We start from the raw sequence: 19,843 nt of genomic DNA, 5'->3' as shown, positions 1-19,843 counted from the left end.
GTCAAATTCCTTTATTATTTTGCAAATATCAATCTATTTTCATTAATATAATTAAACAATAAACTATAAATAATATTACTTTAATCTCAAATAAATCTCTAAGTTATCTTTATAATTTGAATGTAAATAAATTATAGATTTCATCTTCTATTTAGTTTGTTAGTAAAGCTTATAATATTTTTCTATTAACCCCAAATTCTGTAACATTACACCACTGTGCCTAGCAGAATTTTATCTAAACAAAAACTACAATTTCATTTTTTTATTATATAACTTAAAATACTCACACAACAAAAATAACGCTTTATTAAGAATAAGCGAATAATATTAAATCTTGAATACCTATAAATTTTTCATCATTAAATATTCTGTGTAATATGATCCATCTTTTAATTTAAAAGAGTTGCTTCTTGTCCCATACTTTTTAAAACCAAATTCTTCATATAAGTTTATTGCCTTATAGTTATCACTTGCTACCTCTAATTCAACTTGTTCAAATCCTACTTTTTTTGCATATTTTAATATTTCAGTTAACAAAGCTTTTCCAACACCAAGATTCCAAGCTTCTTTAATAACTGCTATTCCAAAATTTGCTCTGTGTGAAACTTTAATCATATTTCCAATAATACATATACTTGAATTTCCAACAAGTTTATCATCAATAAATGCTGAAATCATTACATCCTTATTACTTTCGCTAATGTCATTGATGAATTTTTCTTCATCTTCTATAGTCATAGTAATTTCTTCTGGATACCTAAGCATATAGTCTGTTTCTGATGATGCCTTTCTTAAGTAATCAATTAATTTTTCTGCATCCTTTACATCAGGACTTCTTAATATGCATTCTTCTCCATTTTTCAATTTTACTTTTTTGTCTTCAAATATCATAATTAACAACTCCACTCATTATAACATAAGTCTGTCCAAATTTTATATAACCTTTTGAAACCTTACCATATTATAACACACATTTAAAACATCACATTAATTTACAAGAAAATCTCCTTCTCAGATTACGTATTTTTTTATAATTTCAAAAGTTATTCATATATTTCACTCCAATATAAATTCCTATAGAATAAAATAATGGTGAAAAAGTACTACAAGAAATTTGTTTAAAAACAGATTTTATCACAGTATTTTTTCACCAAGATATCACTCTATTAAATTTTAAATAAATACTTTCATTATTGAATCTACGCTTATAAATTTTCTTATTTTAAATTAACTTTTCTGGAATGAACTTTGAAGAAATTCTCTTTATTAGAGCATAATCAAGTATTAATAGAACTCCTCCTGCTACAATCATTATAAAATTACTAAGTAATAGTACTCCTGTCATCTGACCAATTAATACAAGAATAACTGGGATTACAAGAAGCCCGCTTATTTGTTGTGCTTCCTGGAAAGTTTCTGACTTTGCTGACACCATAACTGTAAGTATCAACGATAGCAAATTAATTGCAGGTGAAAGCCAAAGTATAATTATCAGCCATTTTATATCTGGAAAGATAAGTCCGCCAAAGTATATAAAGCCACCTATATTAAATATTATGCCAATTGCTACAAACGAAATCAATGTCACAATGTATGATGGAACAAATACACCTAAAATTTTAGCTCTAAGTAATTGCTCCATGGATGTTGGAGTATAAAGCAAGGACTCTAGAGTTTTATGTTCCTTTTCTCCTACAAAACTACTAGCCCCAATAACTGCTGAACACATTATAGGTATTATAAGAAAATATGATGGAAACATGAAGTTTATAGCCACTTTTACTAGTAATTGAGCTGGAGTGTATGTTGTATATTCATAAGGTAATTTCCTTATAAGAGGAGCCATTTTTGTAATAGTGCTTGAGTCACTTCCAATAAAATTTGCACCTATGAGTATTCCAAGAGGCACTATTATTGTCAAGATAATTGGAACAATAGTCATAGGAAGAATTACTCGTTTTGAACTTACTAACTCATTTATATCTTTATATATAAGTGCTTTTTCATTACTCTTCATATTCTAATCACTCCTGATTTATAAAGACACATCATCAGATGTACCTTTTATATATTTGAAATACAGTTGTTCCAAAGACCATTTCTGCTGCATTGCCTCATAAATTTCTCCATCATCTTTCATTATGCTTTGTATTAGAGTATTTACCTCTTGGTCTCCTGAAATAGGTTTGCTATATATATCATTACCTTCATATACAAATCCAAATTTATCAGAAATATTCTTTCCTCTAATTTTTAACTGAAGTTTTGCATTTTTCTTTGAAGCAAGTTCATCAAAGGTACCTACCCCAAGAATATCTCCATTGTTTATAAAACCATACTGAGTACATATATCTTCAGCATATTTTAATTGATGGGTACAAAGAAATATTGTAACTTCGTTTTCTTCTGCAAGTTCCTTTACAAGCTTTGTAACATTTAATGCGTTTTCTGGATCTAAACCAGATGTTGGTTCATCAAGAAATAAAATTTTGGGATTATGAACTAATGCTATAGCTAATGAAACTCTCTTTCTCATCCCTGTACTAAAAGATTTCACCTTCTTATCTTTCACCTCTAGCAGCTCCAACCTTTTTAATATAGAATCAGTACGTTCATTAAGTACATTTTCTTCAACTCCGTGCATTTTTCCAAAGAACATTAAGTTTTGTTTTGCAGTGAGATTCTCATAGCAACTTGAACTTTCAGTCATAACTCCACATAATTTATGAATTTCAATATTATTTTCCAAAACAGGAATCCCTAAAATTTCAGCACGACCAGATGTTGCTGAAAGAATTCCATTAAGAATTCTAACTGTTGTAGTTTTTCCTGAACCATTAGGTCCAAGAAATCCAAATATCTGGCCTTTTGGTATACTCAAGTTTATATCATTCAAAGCATTAATCTTTCCATCATAAGACTTGTTAAGATTCTCTATATTTATTGCATTCATTTTATTCATCCAACTTTCTCTTCAGTTTTTTAACAAGAAATTTGTACTTTTCATCTTCTCTTAATGATACAAATGCCGGATTTTCAGTAATTGCAGAGGAAAAATTTTTCTTTATTGTTGTCTCATCTACAGGAGTGCTCGTTCCAATATAGCTATTATCCTCAAGCCATTTATCAACCTTAGTAAAATATTCATTTCCTTTAAATTTCAATGGAAACTTTATTTTGCAGACAATATTTACATACTGCTCCAGAGCACATATGGCCTTTTCCTTATCTTTGTGCATTAAATAACCTTGTGCTGCAACAATATGAATTCCTAAAACATCATTTGTCAAAATCTCATTAAGATTAAAAGACTCAATGATCTGAATACCTTGAGAATAAATTTTTTCAAACAAAACTCGATCCATAATATTTATTGAAAGATAGTTGTTTAAAAGTCTTAACATGTTTATTACATTATTAAATACTAGTATTTGATTGACCTCATTTGCTTTATCTATTTCTCCCTGCATCTTGTATGCATTAATTAGCATTACATCCTCACCACTATACGGTATTAATTTATTATCCAATAATCGAATAACTTCTTCACTATTTCCTAATAACATTTGTGCCAATGCTTCCATGGTATTTGAACTCTTTATTTCAGAAATATTATCTGATTCTTCTTTTATTCTCTTGCTTAATAATATACATTTCTGAAAAATTTCATTTTTTATATCCTCAGTTTTTGCTAATATAGAATAATTTATTAATAATTGAGCCATTGAAAGCAAAAAAGGAAAACAAGAATAGTATTTTTTTATTAACTTTTCACATCTATTTGTGACTTCATCAAATGGCTTTATAGCAAATTCATGCGAAAGTTCCTTATAAATCTTTTTAATATCTTCTTTTGTAAGCTGCGGGGAATATCCTAATAATTCATCAACCGAAATATTAAAGTAAGTCGCAAGCTCAGGAAGAAGTAAGATATCAGGATAACTTAATCCAGATTCCCATTTAGAAACAGATGCTTTAGAAACTCCAATATAATCTGCTAATTGCTCCTGCGTTATACCCTTCTCCTTCCTCTTATAAGCAATACATTCTCCTATATTTAACTTTTTCATATTCCTCACCTCTAATAATATTTTATGTGCTTCTATATTTTTCGTAAATGGATTCCTAGTTGATATTAGTAGAAAAAGTTAACCTACAAGAAACTTAATTACTAACTTTAAACTTCACATTTTTAGACATAAAAATACTCCCTTTCAAAATAACAGATTTTTATTTTTTATCTGTCCATCTTAAAGGGAGCATATCATCTTCTTTGAATAATAGGATTTTTCAGAATTATATTTAATTTCAATAATTCACTGTTTTAGCCTTTGAGTCCATTTGCTTGTCGCTCCATATTTTCTATTACAACATCATATATCTCTCCTAGAGATGCACAATATTCAAGCACCTGCCATGGAGTATTTGTATGGAAGTGAATCTTAATCAATTCATCATCTCCAACTGCAAGCAGAGAATCTCCCTCAATGTTTTTTGTTATATATTCATTTATTTCATCTTCTGAAAGATTCTTTCCTTCAATTAATAATTGCGTATCAAATTTATATTCAAGCATATTTTTTCTCCTCTTCCTCCTTAAATAAATGATCTTAAAAATATAATAAACTTTAAAGCAGATATTTCTTATACTCTCCTTAATTTATAATATTATTAATGATCTTAATTGGATAAGAACTTATTGCTTTATCTCAGCATACTTTTTAATTATTGCCAATTTTCTTAGTCTAAAATTCATAATCCAAAAAATTAATACGGTAATGAACGGGAGAACTAATTTAATTGAGTCTAACTGAGGAACTTGCGTAAGGCTTGCTCCAATTATTATTATAATTGAATTTATTATACTCGTTTTTAATTGTAAATCGAAATATTTATCATCTAAAACAACGAGATTAAATTCATTAATCGCATATATAACTTTTCTTTTCTTAGAACATAATAAACTATAAATAAAAAAAGCTATACCCATAATGCCAAATACTATAAATTCCTTCATAATCATCCTCCTATTTATATTATTCAATTTAAAGTGGCTCTCTTTTCTACAATAATTAAGTCTCTCTTCTAAAATTATCCACTTATAATCCCTTAATTTCTTTTTCGAAATTATCCTTATCTTCTTGGCTTTCAAATAAATTGAACCAATCACATATTTCTATTGCAAAGTCAATAAAAGCTGTTCCCTGAGCAGTTATTACATTTTTATCTCTCACGACTCTTTCAGAAATAAAATTTTCTCTTGGAAATGGGTCATTTTCTCCATATATATCAATATGTTTTTGTGTCCATTGATTAATAGGCGTAGTATACTTAACATTATTTAAAATTCCCGACTTTGCTAAAAAAACGGTTCCTGCTCCACATATACCTCCTACTAGTTTCCCCTCTAAATACATTTTATCGATAAGCTCTATTAATTCCGTTCTTACTTCACCATACCATCCTCCAGTAATTATCAAGCCATCTACGTCATAATTTAAGACATATTTAACTAATTTATCTGGTTTATATAAGAAACCAGAGCGTCCTTTAATCATTTTATCTTCATAAGAGATAGTAATTATTTCTTTACCTGCCTCTGAACTTAGTAAATGACTGATAAATGTAACTTCATAGTCCGTCATTTCATCAAAAATAAAAAATAATATTTTTCCCATATAATTCCCTTCCCTCTGCTCCTGTTCATGAACTTTCATATAATCTAGTTAGTTAGAAGTATGTATTTTGAATCAAATACTTCTTACATTAACATAGTCTACCACTTTGCCTCTCATAAATTTTCATGATATATAATTTACATATTAACTTATGTATTATCCCTTTCAATTTGATTTTTACATTATCATTCTTATCTTAACCTTTGGCTTACCAGAATTTTAAATATAAATTTATTACGTCAATATATATTACGAATCACATTCCTCTTTAAAAAAATATCTTTTAGATGGAAATGCAATTATGAGTCCTAACAGTGATTCTATAATATTTGGAGTATTATACGGATTGCTTGTTTTCATAGCTATAAAGAACATAGATACTGCTAAAAAAAATACATTATAAATTATGATTTCTAAGTATGCCCATTTCTTAAGCTTAAAATATCCATAGGCTATTGTTAATAGGAATATAACGCTTAATACTCTAAGAGCACCATCTAAAAAATTATATATAGGAATTGGATAAACTCCAATCTTCTCCATAATGCTTTTCATAGGTGAAATTGATATTATCATTAAGGCTGCATAAATCAAACTCATATCTCCAATAAATATCACTATCATAGGTAATTTTCTTTTCATGTTCACTTACTCCCCCATATTCTATAATAATTTACAATAAACTTCCATCACAAATAAATTATAACATATATTGTAAATGTAGTTTTATTATTAGCATATTTATAGATAACCCAACTAAAACCTGAACTTATGCATATAACTCGCCAAAATGAATAACATACTTTTGTTCCAGTTTCTAGGTAATTATGATGGGTGATTCTAAGGCTATAAAGTTGCACCCAAAGTGCTAGCCTCAAAGAACAAGCTTTGAACTAGCACATTTGGAACAACTTATAGCCAAAGAATCACATCCATCATAATTACCAATGAAACACTCCACAAAAGTATATTACTCATTTCTAGTTGGGATATATTTCATAATATAAATCTAACTTATAATTGGCTTATCTATATAAGTTCCATATTGATAACAATACATATCTACTGTTTCAATTTCATGAATACCAGTGATATTGAAATTTTATAAGTTCGAATATCATTGTGGAACACTATATATCAAATACAATCTCAAAATTATACAAAAAAATCCCAACTTCACAATATGAATTTGAGATCTTCTATCTTAACTTCTTCAATATTTTTAAGATTGCTTATAATGCGAGTATATCTTCTATAAGTAGCAACTATCAATTATGTACATTTATATGGATAAACAATTTAATAATTCGACTTATTAGATTGATATATTTACAAAGTTGCTAAAACTTTAATGTCATATTTTCACTAAAAATCATAAATATATTTGTAACCGCAAGGGTCATAATATGGAGAAAACATTTGAAAATGAGCTGCTAAAGGTTCTTAGCTTTAGGTTGTTCCAGTTTAGCTTGTGAAGTGAGAATCCAAAATTTTATTTTGGTTTCTCGAACTTCCTCAGCGAATGTAATGAGTCGAGCTTCCCTATGAAAGTTGGAGCATGTTAAACTGGATACAACCTGAGGCTTAGAACCTTCAGCGATATTTTCATAGCTTTTCGGAATCAAAATATTTATGATTTCGGTAAGTCATCACCTAAATGTAGTTTTAAAGTTAGATATCTATAGTGAAATAACAATCTGAAAACCTTATATATTTATATCTTTAAGCTCTACTCCACTAACCCCTGCTTTAAAACTTCTCATAAATAAATCGAAAGTACCTTTAATTAGCTGTGCATTCTCAAACTCAGAATTTAACTTAAGTACTTCAATTGCTGCTTCGATAGTGCAAAGTTCTCCTTCTGAAGCACCTTTTCTTAAAGTATATTCTGATTTATTAATTGGATTTAATGATATTCTTGGAAGCTTCTTTAAGTAATCGCTCTTTCTTAGTATCTTCTCTGCTTCTTTCCATGTGCCATCTAAGATAATAAATGCTGGAATTTTTTCTGAATCTTCGCATTTATGCTTTCTTTCTAGAGGCTCATCATCATCCATAGGGAATAATATATGTATTTCATAATCATCGCTATTAATATATTCAATTAATTTTTCAGGAGCCTTTACTCTCTCCCAAAGAATTAGCTCTGTTGATTCCGGATTCGCCAACTTCAGTAATCTAGCTGTATTTGAAGGCCTACGGAATTCTCTTTCTGTTGATAATATCAATATCTTTGCTTGTGTCTTTATTTTAGGCACAATATTACAGATACAATTTATTATTGGCAACCCACATTTATTGCAACTCTCATATAACTTAGTAATTTGCTTAACTTTAAATTCAGACTCCATTTTACCTCCATTATTAATTAGTTAGTATGTCATATCTTCTTGCTATTACTAACTGATTATAACATATGTATTCAATATATCACTTCCTGCTTTTCAAAACACTTACACTATGAATTACCAATTAATTTCTGGATTTATGTCAATATTTTATTAATAAAAGGTCGAACTTTTTAAGATGCTTGTTTGAATTATTGATTATATTTATTAAAATTTACGCATTTAATATATAATTATAAGGAATATTATCAATAATATTTATTTTATATTACAATATTACAGTCTTTATTCGAAATTTCACTCAAATACCAAACAAACTCTACCTACAAACAATATATAACAATAATTCCAAAATAATACGATAATTTATCTGTAACAGCCATATAAAAAAAATATCATATAGTCTTGTCATTTGATAACGTTTTGTCTTCCTTATATTTACTTTTTTGGTTCAAAAGGTTGATTCTGTAAATTTTAGTGATAACATATATTTAATAACATATAAAAATTTAATTTTCATATAAAATTTTTAATGTTTATTAATTTTTAAATCATAAGGAGGATTAGTCATGATCAAAGACACACTAGTATCTGTAACAAAAGATTTAAAATTAAAAACAAATGTTGAAAATACCACTCTAAAGAACTACAAGGATAATTCTTCATGTTTCGGAGTATTCGAAAATGTTGAAAATGCTATAAGCAGCGCTGTACACGCACAAAAGATATTATCCCTTCATTATACAAAAGAGCAAAGAGAAAAAATCATAACTGAGATAAGAAAGGCCGCATTACAAAATAAAGAGGTCTTGGCTACAATGATTCTAGAAGAAACACATATGGGACGATATGAGGATAAAATATTAAAACATGAATTGGTAGCTAAATATACTCCTGGTACAGAAGATTTAACTACTACTGCTTGGTCAGGTGATAATGGTCTTACAGTTGTAGAAATGTCTCCATATGGTGTTATAGGTGCAATAACTCCTTCTACGAATCCAACTGAAACTGTAATATGTAATAGCATAGGCATGATAGCCGCTGGAAATGCTGTAGTATTTAACGGACATCCAGGCGCTAAAAAATGTGTTGCTTTTGCTGTCGAAATGATAAATAGAGCTATTATTTCATGTGGCGGTCCTGAGAATTTAGTAACAACTATAAAAAATCCAACTATGGAATCTCTAGATGCAATTATTAAGCATCCTTCAATAAAACTTCTTTGCGGAACTGGAGGTCCAGGAATGGTAAAAACCCTCTTAAATTCTGGTAAGAAAGCTATAGGTGCTGGTGCTGGAAATCCACCAGTTATTGTAGATGATACTGCTGATATAGAAAAGGCTGGTAGGAGCATCATTGAAGGCTGTTCTTTTGATAATAATTTACCTTGTATTGCAGAAAAAGAAGTATTTGTTTTTGAGAATGTTGCAGATGATTTAATATCTAACATGCTAAAAAATAATGCTGTAATTATAAATGAATATCAAATATCAAAATTAATAGATTTAGTATTACAAAAAAATAATGAAACTCAAGAATACTCTATAAATAAAAAATGGGTAGGAAAAGATGCAAAATTATTTTTAGATGAAATAGATGTTGAGTCTCCTTCAAATGTTAAATGTATAATCTGCGAAGTAAATGCAAATCATCCATTTGTCATGACAGAACTCATGATGCCAATATTACCAATTGTAAGAGTTAAAGATATAGATGAAGCTATTAAATATGCAAAGATAGCAGAACAAAATAGAAAACATAGTGCCTATATTTATTCTAAAAATATAGACAACCTAAATAGATTTGAAAGAGAAATTGATACTACTATTTTTGTAAAGAATGCTAAATCTTTTGCTGGTGTTGGTTATGAAGCTGAAGGATTTACAACTTTCACTATTGCTGGATCTACTGGTGAAGGAGTAACCTCTGCAAGAAATTTTACAAGACAAAGAAGATGTGTACTTGCCGGCTAACTTCTTGCTAAATTTATACATTTATTCACATAACTTTAATATGCAATGTTCCCACAAAATATTAAGAACTATTTAGAAGGGAGATATTAAAATGAATAAATTAGTAAAATTAACAGATTTAAAGCGCATTTTCAAAGATGGCATGACAATTATGGTTGGGGGTTTTTTAGATTGTGGAACTCCTGAAAATATTATAGATATGCTAGTTGATTTAAATATAAAAAATCTGACTATTATAAGCAATGATACAGCTTTTCCTAATAAAGGAATAGGAAAACTTATTGTAAATGGTCAAGTTTCTAAAGTAATTGCTTCACATATTGGAACTAATCCTGAAACTGGAAAAAAAATGAGCTCTGGTGAACTTAAAGTTGAGCTTTCCCCACAAGGAACACTGATTGAAAGAATTCGTGCAGCTGGATCTGGACTCGGAGGTGTATTAACTCCAACTGGACTTGGGACTATCGTTGAAGAAGGTAAGAAAAAAGTTACTATCGATGGCAAAGAATATCTATTAGAACTTCCTTTATCTGCTGATGTTTCATTAATAAAAGGTAGCGTTGTAGATGAATTTGGAAATACCTTCTATAGAGCTGCTACTAAAAATTTCAATCCATATATGGCAATGGCTGCAAAAACAGTTATAGTTGAAGCAGAAAATTTAGTTAAATGTGAAGATTTAAAAAGAGATGCCATAATGACTCCTGGCGTATTAGTAGATTATATCGTTAAGGAGGCGGCTTAATTGATTGTAGATAAAGTTTTAGCAAAAGAGATAATTGCAAAAAGAGTTGCAAAAGAACTAAAAAAAGGCCAACTCGTAAACCTTGGAATAGGACTTCCAACTTTAGTAGCAAATTATGTTCCAAAAGAAATGAACATTACTTTTGAATCAGAAAATGGCATGGTTGGTATGGCACAAATGGCATCATCAGGTGAAAATGACCCAGATATAATAAATGCTGGTGGGGAATATGTAACATTATTACCTCAAGGTTCATTTTTTGATAGTTCAATGTCTTTCGCACTAATACGAGGAGGACATGTTGATGTTGCTGTTCTTGGTGCTCTAGAAGTTGATGAAAAAGGTAATTTAGCTAACTGGATTGTTCCAAATAAAATTGTCCCAGGTATGGGTGGCGCTATGGATTTAGCAATAGGCGCAAAAAAAATAATAGTGGCGATGCAACATACAGGAAAAAGTAAACCTAAAATCGTTAAAAAATGTACTCTCCCACTTACTGCTAAAGCTCAGGTGGATTTAATTGTCACAGAACTTTGTGTAATTGATGTAACAAATGACGGCTTACTTTTAAAAGAAATTCATAAAGATACAACTATTGATGAAATAAAATTTTTAACAGATGCAGATTTAATTATTCCAAATAACTTAAAGATTATGGATATATGAATCATTCTATTTTAAATATATAACTTTAAAAATCTTATGTATTAAAAACTAAGAAAAGAGGTTGATTGTTTTATGTTAGAAAGTGAAGTATCTAAACAAATTACAACTCCACTTGCTGCTCCAGCGTTTCCTAGAGGACCATATAGATTTCACAATAGAGAATATCTAAACATTATTTATCGAACTGATCTAGATGCTCTTCGAAAAATAGTACCAGAGCCACTTGAATTAGATGGAGCATATGTTAGATTTGAGATGATGGCCATGCCTGATACAACCGGACTAGGCTCATATACAGAATGTGGTCAAGCTATTCCAGTAAAATATAATGGTGTTAAGGGTGACTACTTGCATATGATGTATCTAGATAATGAACCTGCTATTGCTGTTGGAAGAGAAAGTAGCGCTTATCCAAAAAAGCTTGGCTATCCAAAGCTATTTGTTGATTCAGACACTTTAGTTGGGACACTTAAGTATGGTACATTACCAGTAGCTACCGCAACAATGGGATATAAGCACGAGCCTCTAGATCTTAAAGAAGCCTATGCTCAAATTGCAAGACCCAATTTTATGCTAAAAATCATTCAAGGTTACGATGGTAAGCCAAGAATTTGTGAACTAATATGTGCAAAAAATACTGATATAACTATTCATGGTGCTTGGACTGGAAGTGCACGTCTACAATTATTTAGCCATGCACTAGCTCCTCTTGCTGATTTACCTGTATTAGAGATTGTATCAGCATCTCATATCCTAACAGATTTAACTCTTGGAACACCTAAGGTTGTACATGATTATCTTTCCAAAAGTTAAAAAATGATAGCAAAATTAAAACCCATATTCTAATCTCTAAATCATTAAAATATATATAAAAACGGCAGTATCTGCAAAAGTACTGTCGTTTTTCTTATATCTTATTTACCTAGGCATTAATAATAAAAAAACTAGAGAAATTTAAAATTAATCTCTCTGCCCTTCTTGAAGTAACTTAGTGTATAAAGATCCAAAGGATACATTAACATACACATTTACAAAAATCATTCCAAAAGACATAAATACATCAAAATATTCGGGATGCCAATATTTTATAGCTGCTGCTGGAACTATTACTAATAAGCTCCATCCTATAAAACTTATATATAACCAAAATATTTCTGAAATGTGTCCATCTGTCATTTTAATACTTCTATCAATTGCTTCTTGAATGCTTATATTAGGATTATCAGCCCATATATAGTATGTCATAGAATATTTTGCAGCTGCTATTATACCAGGGATTATTAATAATAATGACCATAATAGTGTAAGAATATTTACTGCTAGCGTAATTCCTAATGCTTTAGTGAATTTCTTTGTGCCAGTAAATATATCTGAAAAATTAACTTGTTCTCCTCTAACTATGTTTAATATTATACTAAAATATCCAAATGTAAATAATGCACCAAATATAATTTCTAATATCAAATTCCATATAACACTAGAATCTTGAAATAAGCCTCCTATAATACCTGCACCACTGTACACTAGCGTACTTAATATTCCAATCTTCCAATTACCTTTCAAACTGTATCTTGCACTTTTTCTTATTTCTTTACTCTCAATATCCATATATCTCCCTCTAAACTTCTCTCAAATTAATAATAAACTAGACTATCGATCTCTATAAAATATTTTTCTACTAACCTGCTATTGATTGAGTTCAAATTTAATTATTTCTAGTGCCACTAATACTACTACATATTCTGAACTTTTGTATAAAATATCATATTCCTAATTTCACGCAATGTGATATATAAATTTACAATCCAATTGCACTTTTATAAATACAAGACTGTAAGTTTTTAGAATCACGTCCTTTTCAAAATGTAATTTCCAATTTTAAAACCATAATTACTGTAGAAAGGTAATGCTTCATCATTGGCATATACCACATTAATTTGAATATCTGCTATAGCGTTAGATTCAAACCAGCCTAAAGCATTTCTCATAAGCTTGTCTCCTAACTTAAACTTTCTATACTTTTTATCAATAAATATCGATTCTATTTCCCCTAAGTTATTTTCAATTGAGCTTAAACAATATCCTACATAACTTCCCGTTTCATTGTCTAGAAGCATATCAAACTTAACAACACCGTTTTTAGCCTTTTTGCAAATAGATTCTATTCTTTTGTCAAAAGTAAATCTTTCATATTTCTCCTTAAAGTGCACAGATTTATTATAGTGAATAGAATTAAGTTGTTCCCATAATGGTTTCATTAACTCAATTTCCTTTATTCCCTTTTCAACAATAGAAATATTCATAACCCCTCCCACTACTCAATTAATATTTAATACAAACTAACTTGCTATATAAACAAATTATAACAGTATTGTAAATAGTGGTAAATCTATTCTCTAGTTATTAATGATAATTTAAGATTATTTTTCTTCATTATGTAAAAGTCTTATTAAATTATCTTTATGTTTATATATCATTAAAACACATGCTATTAAACTACTTACTATTATTGAAACAGGTGCTCTCATAATTATACACATTAAAGGTATTGTTATCCCTATTGCAATTGACCTTATAGAAACTATACTTGTAAATAAACGCAATATAAAATGAACTGCAACTCCAACCAATGTTGGAATTGGTACAATTACAAAGAATGCACCAATAGTTGTATTAACGCCCTTCCCACCATTAAATCCTAGGAATGGTGTAAAATCGTGTCCCAAAATTACCGCTATAGCAATAATCGAAAGATAAGTATCCATTGATATCTGTAGTTCAAAAATCTTTGCTAAACAAATTCCTAAAGCTACAGGAATTATACCTTTTGAAATATCCACTATTTGAGTAATAATAGATATTTTACGTCCTGCTACTCTATTAACATTGGTAGATCCTATATTCCCACTACCTTTGGTCCTTATATCAATTCCATGCAACTTTTTGATAATTAAGTATCCTGTAGGAATTGAACCACATAAAAAAGATACTATAATTGATAAAATAATAATCATATATTCTCCCTAACTATTGAAGCAAAATTAAACTTCAAATATACTTTCTTTTTAATTTTCTAAAATAAATATTATTAAAATCTACTTTAAAAAATATATTCCTAAATTATAACACACTTCTTTTTGATTAAATAATATTGAAGAATTTAATTGTTCTTATATAGTAAGAATACTATGAAGTTAGTATTGGATTTAATATGATAGGATTAACAATTGCATTAATATTATTCATAAAATTAATAGACAAATCCAAAATTATATTTTGTTAACAAGCCATATTCCTATGCACACAAATATAAGAGCAATTATATTTTTAAATTCTAAAATAGTTTCGCCTAGAAAAATTGCAGAAAGTATAGAACCGAAAATAGGAGTTAGAAAATTATAAACCGATATCGGTCCGACCTTATTATATTTTAATAGCATATTCCATAATGTAAATGCAACTGATGATAGTAAAGCTAGATAAATTAATATTAGTGAAGATAGTAATGAAAAACTATATACTTGTCCACCAGAAAGCCATCCTAGTAATACTAACAGAATTCCTCCAATGAAAAGACTATGTCCCGTTATAATCATAACATCTAAGTCTTCAGTAAGTTTCTTTGAATAAATAGCTGTAACTGAAAAAACAAGAGCTGCAATTATAACAAATCCATCCCCATTTAAAGTGAAAGAAAATTCCAAAAACTCAGTATTGAAATTTACTATTATAACTCCTATAAAACCTATGACACATCCAATACTCTTTTTCTTTGTCAATTTATCATTCGCATATATATAATGGGCTAATATAACACTAAAAAATGCTACTGTAGAATTCATTATTGATCCTTTAACACCTGTAGTATTAGCTAATCCTATATAAAAAAAGATATATTGTAGCGTTGTTTGGCTTATTCCTAAAATAAATAATCTAGAAATGTTTCTTTTAGAAATGTTAAATACAGTTTTTCCATATAATTTAGCAATGATAAATATAAATATTCCTGCTAATATAAATCTATACCCTGCAAATAAAAGCTTTGATGGAATATCATTAGAATTTATATTAAATAATAAATATCCATTCTTTATTGCTGGATAAGCACTCCCCCATAATAAACAACATAAGGTTGCAATAATAGCAACAAATTTCCCATTTGTATAAATTTTTTTGTTAGCCAAAAAATCCCACTCCTTCTATGTAATATTTCTATTTAATTATATTATCACTCTATAAATTAGTAAAATTAATGTTTATAATAATTAATATGAATATTTTTCATGAAAGAAGGTTTTAATATGACACTTCAACAATTTGAAGTTTTTGTTCAAGTATCTAAAACAGGCAGCTTTACAAAGGCAGGGCAAAAATTATCCCTTACTCAATCAGCTATTAGCCATGTTATATCTTCATTTGAGAATGAACTTGGTTTTACACTTTTATATAGAAATCGTAGTGGGATAAGTCTGACAGCTGAAGGAAAAAGAATATTTGAATATGCTTTAGATATTTTAAATAAGACTGAATTAATAAAACAAGAAGCTAGATCTATATTAGGTATTGAATCTGGAATATTAAAGGTGGGCTGTTTTCCAAGTGCTTCTTCTAAGATATTACCTGATATAATTTTAAATTATCAAAAGAGATATCCTAACATAGATTTGGAAATTTTTGAAGGCACTTATACTGAAATTGAAAAATGGATTTCTGACGGAACAATAGATTTGGGTTTTTCTGCGATTTGCCCTAAGGGACTAGAATTTTTTCCTTTGTGGAAAGATGATTTAATTGTTGTTACAAATAAAGAGAATCCTTTAGGTTTAAAAGAAACAATTTCTATTAAAGAAATTGAATTACAGCCATTCATAATGCCGAAGTCTGGATGTGATTTACTTATTAAAGACATTTTTAAAGAAAATGATATTTATCCTAATATAAAGTTTGAAATTGAAGATAATAACGCTATTTTAGCTATGGTTAATAAAGGGATAGGAATATCAATAGTTCCTAAAATGGCATTGAATTTTAATACTTTTAAATTAGAGATTATAAAATTAACTCCTGAATATTCCAGGACAATCGGTATTTTGATTAAATCATTTAATACGGCATCTCCAGCTGCTTTGTCTTTTATCCAAATAGTAAAGGAATTTTCTTATACTTAGTCTATTTTCTTCGTAAGTAAATAGGCTTATAACGCACTTTTGACAACTAAATACAATGCTAATTAATTATAGTTATTAACTTATATCTAAATTAATCTCTTATAATTCCGATTTTACCTTCTCCTGAAATTCCTATCATCATTCATTGACATAATTATCCTCCCCTGATACAATATAGGTTATCAAATTGCGCAATTGTAAAAAATATTTCTAGGAGGTGTGTTTATGAATTTCGGAAAGATTTTAAATGAAACTTTAGAATTCAGTGCTCAATTAGATATTTTACATAAGCATATTACTAAAAAAGATCTTCAAGTTCAAAAAAGTGATTCCTTTGATAAGCAATGCTTTTTGTTAGAACGCTATATTGGGGAAAATTGCTTTCAATCTACTCATAAAAAAATGAATACCGTCAACATTCTATCAGGAATTTTTGCCTTTCCAGTTCTTCTTATAATTTTAGTAGCTTATATATATGGTAAGTGGATTGATGGAAAATTCAACATATTTGAATTCTTTCTAAATAATCCTATATTATATATAATACCTGCTATTTTAATTATTATTACTTTAGTACTTGCTATTTATCATTCTATATTGCGTAAGAATCTTTACTATAACATTTATCCTGAATTGAAAAGAAAGCTCACGATAGAAGAAATAACATTTTAACAAAATAAATTATATTTTTATGAATTTTATTTATTATCATATATTTATAAAATTCACGCCAATATTCTTTATGATTATTGGCGTATTATAATATCCCATCTCCTCAAGTAAAAATAGAAAATATCTAGTTCTTAACTAATTTCTATTGTAATTAATTCTAACATAAATAGTAAATATCACATTACCCATTTATTATTTTGAATAATGTGATATTTAAAATTCTTATTTATTTTTTTAAGAGTTATCTTAATCTATAAAGTAAACTTTACTCAACAAACTCCTTAAAACCTTCAGAATACTTTGTTGGTTGGAATTCTATTACATCATAATTAGCAACTCCATTTTTATAAAATGGATCTTCACTAATAATCTCATTTACCTCTTCTTTATTTTTTGCAATGCATAAAATTATTCCACCATCTCTAGGATTTTTTCTCCCTGAACAGATAAAATTGTTGCTAGCATAGTATTTGTTTAAGAACGTAATATGATCTTCCAAATACTTTTCAACCTCTTCTAGTGGTTTAACATAAGTTAAATTTACTATAAACATTTTCTTTCCCCCAAGTCTAAATTACAATTTGTTTTATAAATTATAACATACTTGTAAATATCGCACTATTAACTTTTCAAATTACATTATTTAAACTTCTACCTGCACATTTGTTTTATTATTGCAAAAAAATATAGTAAACTCTACAAATTAGAAATTGCCTTGCTCAACTGACAAGTTAATTATATCTTCTTCTGTAATCTTCCGTAATACTCTGCAAGGATTTCCTACTGCAATTACTCCTGCTGGAATATCTTTATTTACTACGCTTCCTGCACCAATAATGCTACCTTTTCCTATAGTAACTCCACCGCATACAGTTGCATTAGCACCAATCCATACATCATCTTCTATTTTAATAGGTTTTGAGGTTCCAATCCCTTCTGCCCTTTGTGTTGGAAATACAGCATGTCCCGAGCAAGCCAAACAAACTCCAGGAGCTATAAATGCATTTGCACCAATGTAAACTGGTGATGTATCCAATATTACACAATTATAATTAATCACAGCAAGCCCATTGGTATGTATATTAAAACCATAATCGCAACGAAATGACGGCTCAATAAATGTTAGCGGATGGCAAGTTCCAAGCAATTCTTTTAAAATATTACTTCTCTTTTCTTTTTCTGATGGTCTAGTCTGATTATATTCCCAGCATAATTCTTTCGCTTTTAGTTGTAACTCTGATGGCATATCTGTGTGCTTTGAGCAATATCCTCTATTTTGTTTCATAATTTCTTTAAAATCCATTATTTTAATTCCTTTCAAATTATGATTTATCTTTTATTTAATTGTAGCATATTTTATAAATTCCAAATTGTTCAGTTTTAAATTGCTTCACAAATTAAAAAGATAAGTTACTTAAAATATTACATACGGTTTGAAAAATACTGATATTCATCCTCATATTTAAATATTTTGTATTTCCAAAAGTTGTTATCAGAATAATCTGCAATTACAATAAAATCTCCCTTATCAGTGAATACTTCATAAGATTTATTCCCTAAATATTTTACTTTACTTACTGTATAGTTCTCAAAGTATTCACTTAACACTCCAGCATGATCCTTACTAAAACTTTGAATATTTATATTTATTAACTCCTTTAAATTATAAGGAGCTAGAAAACCAACATAACATAATATAAAAATCGAAAATATCACAGCAAATGTAATATAAATTATTTTTAGTCTTTCTTTCATTTTATTTCCTCCCAAAACTATAGAATTTAGAATCTTACAATAATTTGCCACATAAAAATTAATTACAATGTATTTTATGAACATATAATTATTAAATTTTTAAAAAAATATTTTATATCAATTGCTACATCAAATCTACACATAAAATATAAAAAACACCCCATTCTTCCATTCAACTAATGCGGCATCTAATCTAATGAATATTTTGTTTTTATTAATCTAAAAAACTATAACGCAATATTTCTTTGAATCACTTCTTCTACTTCTGCCTTAACTTCTTCATTTATTGTAAGTTCAAGACTTGAATTACTTTTGAAAAAGGCTTTAACTTTAAATTCAATTATATTTGGTGCTATCCAATTATAACTCTTGACCTTAGGCCACTTATAAAAATCTCCTGATATATATATTCCATTTTCTCTTATTCCTGAACTCTTTAATGCTTTTATTATATTAGAGATTGAAAATTCTATCCAAAATATATTAGTAAAAACACTCTCAATAATATTATCATTTTCATATCTAACATAAAGTTTTGCATCCTTCCACGATAACATACACCAAACTATTAATAATCCCCCCCAAAGAATAGCTAATCCTATTCCTTTATTTACTTTTACAATATTTCTACCGTGAGTATATGATGTATATAAATCTTTTAATAACATCCATGTTCCAATTATAAATAGTAATATGCTAAGAATTGAAAATCCATAAAACTTACTCAAGTGATACACCCCATCGCTTAAAATTAAACATTATTACTATAATAGTGCAAAAATGCTTGAATAATTTTACAACTGAATAAAATAAAAAAACATTTATGATAAATCCT

General features: G+C 28.3%; 23 protein-coding genes. 6 read left to right on the top strand and 17 right to left on the bottom strand.

Going from position 1 to position 19,843, the window contains the following annotated elements:
* Positions 1 to 342: 342 nt before the first annotated feature.
* The 9 genes from L3B96_RS07090 to L3B96_RS07050 form a co-directional block, all read right to left on the bottom strand.
* Positions 343 to 891, bottom strand: a complete 549-nt coding sequence (locus L3B96_RS07090; protein ID WP_238859700.1) for a GNAT family N-acetyltransferase — start codon at positions 889 to 891, stop codon at positions 343 to 345.
* 331 nt (positions 892 to 1,222) lie between these two features.
* Positions 1,223 to 2,017 (bottom strand): ABC transporter permease subunit, encoded by a 795-nt coding sequence (locus L3B96_RS07085; protein WP_238859698.1) that lies wholly within the window; start codon positions 2,015 to 2,017, stop codon positions 1,223 to 1,225.
* An 18-nt stretch (positions 2,018 to 2,035) separates the two neighbouring features.
* Positions 2,036 to 2,953 (bottom strand): ABC transporter ATP-binding protein, encoded by a 918-nt coding sequence (locus L3B96_RS07080; protein WP_238860103.1) that lies wholly within the window; start codon positions 2,951 to 2,953, stop codon positions 2,036 to 2,038.
* Position 2,954: 1 nt separating this feature from the next.
* Positions 2,955 to 4,070 carry a helix-turn-helix transcriptional regulator gene (locus L3B96_RS07075; RefSeq protein WP_238859696.1) on the bottom strand — a complete coding sequence of 372 codons (1,116 nt, stop codon included), beginning with the start codon at positions 4,068 to 4,070 and terminating at the stop codon, positions 2,955 to 2,957.
* Between the two features lie 254 nt (positions 4,071 to 4,324).
* On the bottom strand, positions 4,325 to 4,576 hold the full coding sequence (locus L3B96_RS07070; RefSeq protein WP_038457840.1) for a dihydroxyacetone kinase: 252 nt from the start codon (positions 4,574 to 4,576) through the stop codon (positions 4,325 to 4,327).
* 120 nt (positions 4,577 to 4,696) lie between these two features.
* Positions 4,697 to 5,017, bottom strand: a complete 321-nt coding sequence (locus tag L3B96_RS07065; protein WP_238859694.1) for a hypothetical protein — start codon at positions 5,015 to 5,017, stop codon at positions 4,697 to 4,699.
* An 82-nt stretch (positions 5,018 to 5,099) separates the two neighbouring features.
* Positions 5,100 to 5,678: a DJ-1/PfpI family protein gene (locus L3B96_RS07060; RefSeq protein WP_238859692.1), complete on the bottom strand. Its 579-nt coding sequence runs from the start codon at positions 5,676 to 5,678 to the stop codon at positions 5,100 to 5,102.
* A gap of 249 nt (positions 5,679 to 5,927) precedes the next feature.
* Positions 5,928 to 6,320 (bottom strand): hypothetical protein, encoded by a 393-nt coding sequence (locus L3B96_RS07055; protein WP_077831596.1) that lies wholly within the window; start codon positions 6,318 to 6,320, stop codon positions 5,928 to 5,930.
* A 1,064-nt stretch (positions 6,321 to 7,384) separates the two neighbouring features.
* Positions 7,385 to 8,029 carry a tRNA-uridine aminocarboxypropyltransferase gene (locus L3B96_RS07050; RefSeq protein ID WP_238859691.1) on the bottom strand — a complete coding sequence of 215 codons (645 nt, stop codon included), beginning with the start codon at positions 8,027 to 8,029 and terminating at the stop codon, positions 7,385 to 7,387.
* Positions 8,030 to 8,595: 566 nt separating this feature from the next.
* Here L3B96_RS07050 and L3B96_RS07045 point away from each other — a divergent pair.
* The 4 genes from L3B96_RS07045 to L3B96_RS07030 all read left to right on the top strand — a co-directional run bounded on the left by L3B96_RS07045 (position 8,596) and on the right by L3B96_RS07030 (position 12,226).
* On the top strand, positions 8,596 to 10,002 hold the full coding sequence (locus L3B96_RS07045; RefSeq protein ID WP_238859690.1) for an aldehyde dehydrogenase family protein: 1,407 nt from the start codon (positions 8,596 to 8,598) through the stop codon (positions 10,000 to 10,002).
* 91 nt (positions 10,003 to 10,093) lie between these two features.
* On the top strand, positions 10,094 to 10,747 hold the full coding sequence (locus L3B96_RS07040) for a 3-oxoacid CoA-transferase subunit A (RefSeq protein WP_041898836.1): 654 nt from the start codon (positions 10,094 to 10,096) through the stop codon (positions 10,745 to 10,747).
* Entirely contained in the window at positions 10,748 to 11,413 is a 666-nt protein-coding gene (locus tag L3B96_RS07035) for a 3-oxoacid CoA-transferase subunit B (RefSeq protein WP_238859689.1), read from the top strand.
* A 72-nt stretch (positions 11,414 to 11,485) separates the two neighbouring features.
* Complete coding sequence (locus tag L3B96_RS07030; RefSeq protein ID WP_238859680.1) at positions 11,486 to 12,226, top strand: acetoacetate decarboxylase; 741 nt, start codon at positions 11,486 to 11,488, stop codon at positions 12,224 to 12,226.
* Positions 12,227 to 12,373: 147 nt separating this feature from the next.
* Here the strand turns inward: L3B96_RS07030 and L3B96_RS07025 are convergent, their stop codons facing one another.
* The 4 genes from L3B96_RS07025 to L3B96_RS07010 form a co-directional block, all read right to left on the bottom strand.
* Entirely contained in the window at positions 12,374 to 13,021 is a 648-nt protein-coding gene (locus L3B96_RS07025; protein ID WP_238859677.1) for a DUF975 family protein, read from the bottom strand.
* Between the two features lie 239 nt (positions 13,022 to 13,260).
* On the bottom strand, positions 13,261 to 13,716 hold the full coding sequence (locus tag L3B96_RS07020; protein ID WP_238859670.1) for a GNAT family N-acetyltransferase: 456 nt from the start codon (positions 13,714 to 13,716) through the stop codon (positions 13,261 to 13,263).
* A gap of 117 nt (positions 13,717 to 13,833) precedes the next feature.
* Positions 13,834 to 14,427: a glycerol-3-phosphate 1-O-acyltransferase PlsY gene (plsY, locus tag L3B96_RS07015; RefSeq protein ID WP_238859668.1), complete on the bottom strand. Its 594-nt coding sequence runs from the start codon at positions 14,425 to 14,427 to the stop codon at positions 13,834 to 13,836.
* Between the two features lie 255 nt (positions 14,428 to 14,682).
* Complete coding sequence (locus L3B96_RS07010) at positions 14,683 to 15,597, bottom strand: DMT family transporter (protein WP_041898847.1); 915 nt, start codon at positions 15,595 to 15,597, stop codon at positions 14,683 to 14,685.
* Between the two features lie 117 nt (positions 15,598 to 15,714).
* Here L3B96_RS07010 and L3B96_RS07005 point away from each other — a divergent pair, with 117 nt between their 5' ends.
* Together L3B96_RS07005 and L3B96_RS07000 are read left to right on the top strand one after the other, a co-directional pair.
* The gene (locus tag L3B96_RS07005; RefSeq protein WP_238859666.1) at positions 15,715 to 16,581 is read left to right on the top strand and encodes a LysR family transcriptional regulator; all 867 of its coding nucleotides are present in this window, start codon (positions 15,715 to 15,717) and stop codon (positions 16,579 to 16,581) included.
* Positions 16,582 to 16,806: 225 nt separating this feature from the next.
* The gene (locus L3B96_RS07000; RefSeq protein WP_041898851.1) at positions 16,807 to 17,253 is read left to right on the top strand and encodes a DUF6097 family protein; all 447 of its coding nucleotides are present in this window, start codon (positions 16,807 to 16,809) and stop codon (positions 17,251 to 17,253) included.
* A gap of 265 nt (positions 17,254 to 17,518) precedes the next feature.
* On the opposite strand, the gene L3B96_RS06995 is transcribed toward L3B96_RS07000, so the two are convergent.
* The 4 genes from L3B96_RS06995 to L3B96_RS06980 all read right to left on the bottom strand — a co-directional run bounded on the left by L3B96_RS06995 (position 17,519) and on the right by L3B96_RS06980 (position 19,745).
* A complete protein-coding gene (locus L3B96_RS06995; protein ID WP_173712182.1) occupies positions 17,519 to 17,806 on the bottom strand; it encodes a YciI family protein in 288 nt (95 codons plus the stop codon).
* 150 nt (positions 17,807 to 17,956) lie between these two features.
* Complete coding sequence (locus L3B96_RS06990) at positions 17,957 to 18,556, bottom strand: sugar O-acetyltransferase (RefSeq protein ID WP_238859658.1); 600 nt, start codon at positions 18,554 to 18,556, stop codon at positions 17,957 to 17,959.
* Positions 18,557 to 18,675: 119 nt separating this feature from the next.
* A complete protein-coding gene (locus L3B96_RS06985; RefSeq protein ID WP_238859656.1) occupies positions 18,676 to 19,008 on the bottom strand; it encodes a hypothetical protein in 333 nt (110 codons plus the stop codon).
* 227 nt (positions 19,009 to 19,235) lie between these two features.
* Positions 19,236 to 19,745: a DUF5673 domain-containing protein gene (locus L3B96_RS06980; RefSeq protein WP_238859654.1), complete on the bottom strand. Its 510-nt coding sequence runs from the start codon at positions 19,743 to 19,745 to the stop codon at positions 19,236 to 19,238.
* Between the last annotated feature and the right edge of the window lie 98 nt (positions 19,746 to 19,843).

This window comes from Clostridium sp. YIM B02569 (assembly GCF_022320765.1).
Lineage (GTDB): Bacteria > Bacillota > Clostridia > Clostridiales > Clostridiaceae > Clostridium > Clostridium beijerinckii.
The sequence above is the reverse complement of the archived record's forward strand: the minus strand, read 5'-3'. Positions and strand labels throughout refer to the sequence as shown.

Bases quoted from the DNA above. Each gene is read 5' to 3' on its own strand.
- L3B96_RS07090 (WP_238859700.1), bottom strand. From the start codon at position 891: ATGATATTTGAAGACAAAAAAGTAAAATTGAAAAATGGAGAAGAATGC.
- L3B96_RS07085 (WP_238859698.1), bottom strand. From the start codon at position 2,017: ATGAAGAGTAATGAAAAAGCACTTATATATAAAGATATAAATGAGTTA.
- L3B96_RS07080 (WP_238860103.1), bottom strand. From the start codon at position 2,953: ATGAATGCAATAAATATAGAGAATCTTAACAAGTCTTATGATGGAAAG.
- L3B96_RS07075 (WP_238859696.1), bottom strand. From the start codon at position 4,070: ATGAAAAAGTTAAATATAGGAGAATGTATTGCTTATAAGAGGAAGGAG.
- L3B96_RS07070 (WP_038457840.1), bottom strand. From the start codon at position 4,576: ATGCTTGAATATAAATTTGATACGCAATTATTAATTGAAGGAAAGAAT.
- L3B96_RS07065 (WP_238859694.1), bottom strand. From the start codon at position 5,017: ATGAAGGAATTTATAGTATTTGGCATTATGGGTATAGCTTTTTTTATT.
- L3B96_RS07060 (WP_238859692.1), bottom strand. From the start codon at position 5,678: ATGGGAAAAATATTATTTTTTATTTTTGATGAAATGACGGACTATGAA.
- L3B96_RS07055 (WP_077831596.1), bottom strand. From the start codon at position 6,320: ATGAAAAGAAAATTACCTATGATAGTGATATTTATTGGAGATATGAGT.
- L3B96_RS07050 (WP_238859691.1), bottom strand. From the start codon at position 8,029: ATGGAGTCTGAATTTAAAGTTAAGCAAATTACTAAGTTATATGAGAGT.
- L3B96_RS07045 (WP_238859690.1), top strand. From the start codon at position 8,596: ATGATCAAAGACACACTAGTATCTGTAACAAAAGATTTAAAATTAAAA.
- L3B96_RS07040 (WP_041898836.1), top strand. From the start codon at position 10,094: ATGAATAAATTAGTAAAATTAACAGATTTAAAGCGCATTTTCAAAGAT.
- L3B96_RS07030 (WP_238859680.1), top strand. From the start codon at position 11,486: ATGTTAGAAAGTGAAGTATCTAAACAAATTACAACTCCACTTGCTGCT.
- L3B96_RS07025 (WP_238859677.1), bottom strand. From the start codon at position 13,021: ATGGATATTGAGAGTAAAGAAATAAGAAAAAGTGCAAGATACAGTTTG.
- L3B96_RS07020 (WP_238859670.1), bottom strand. From the start codon at position 13,716: ATGAATATTTCTATTGTTGAAAAGGGAATAAAGGAAATTGAGTTAATG.
- plsY (WP_238859668.1), bottom strand. From the start codon at position 14,427: ATGATTATTATTTTATCAATTATAGTATCTTTTTTATGTGGTTCAATT.
- L3B96_RS07005 (WP_238859666.1), top strand. From the start codon at position 15,715: ATGACACTTCAACAATTTGAAGTTTTTGTTCAAGTATCTAAAACAGGC.
- L3B96_RS07000 (WP_041898851.1), top strand. From the start codon at position 16,807: ATGAATTTCGGAAAGATTTTAAATGAAACTTTAGAATTCAGTGCTCAA.
- L3B96_RS06995 (WP_173712182.1), bottom strand. From the start codon at position 17,806: ATGTTTATAGTAAATTTAACTTATGTTAAACCACTAGAAGAGGTTGAA.
- L3B96_RS06990 (WP_238859658.1), bottom strand. From the start codon at position 18,556: ATGGATTTTAAAGAAATTATGAAACAAAATAGAGGATATTGCTCAAAG.
- L3B96_RS06985 (WP_238859656.1), bottom strand. From the start codon at position 19,008: ATGAAAGAAAGACTAAAAATAATTTATATTACATTTGCTGTGATATTT.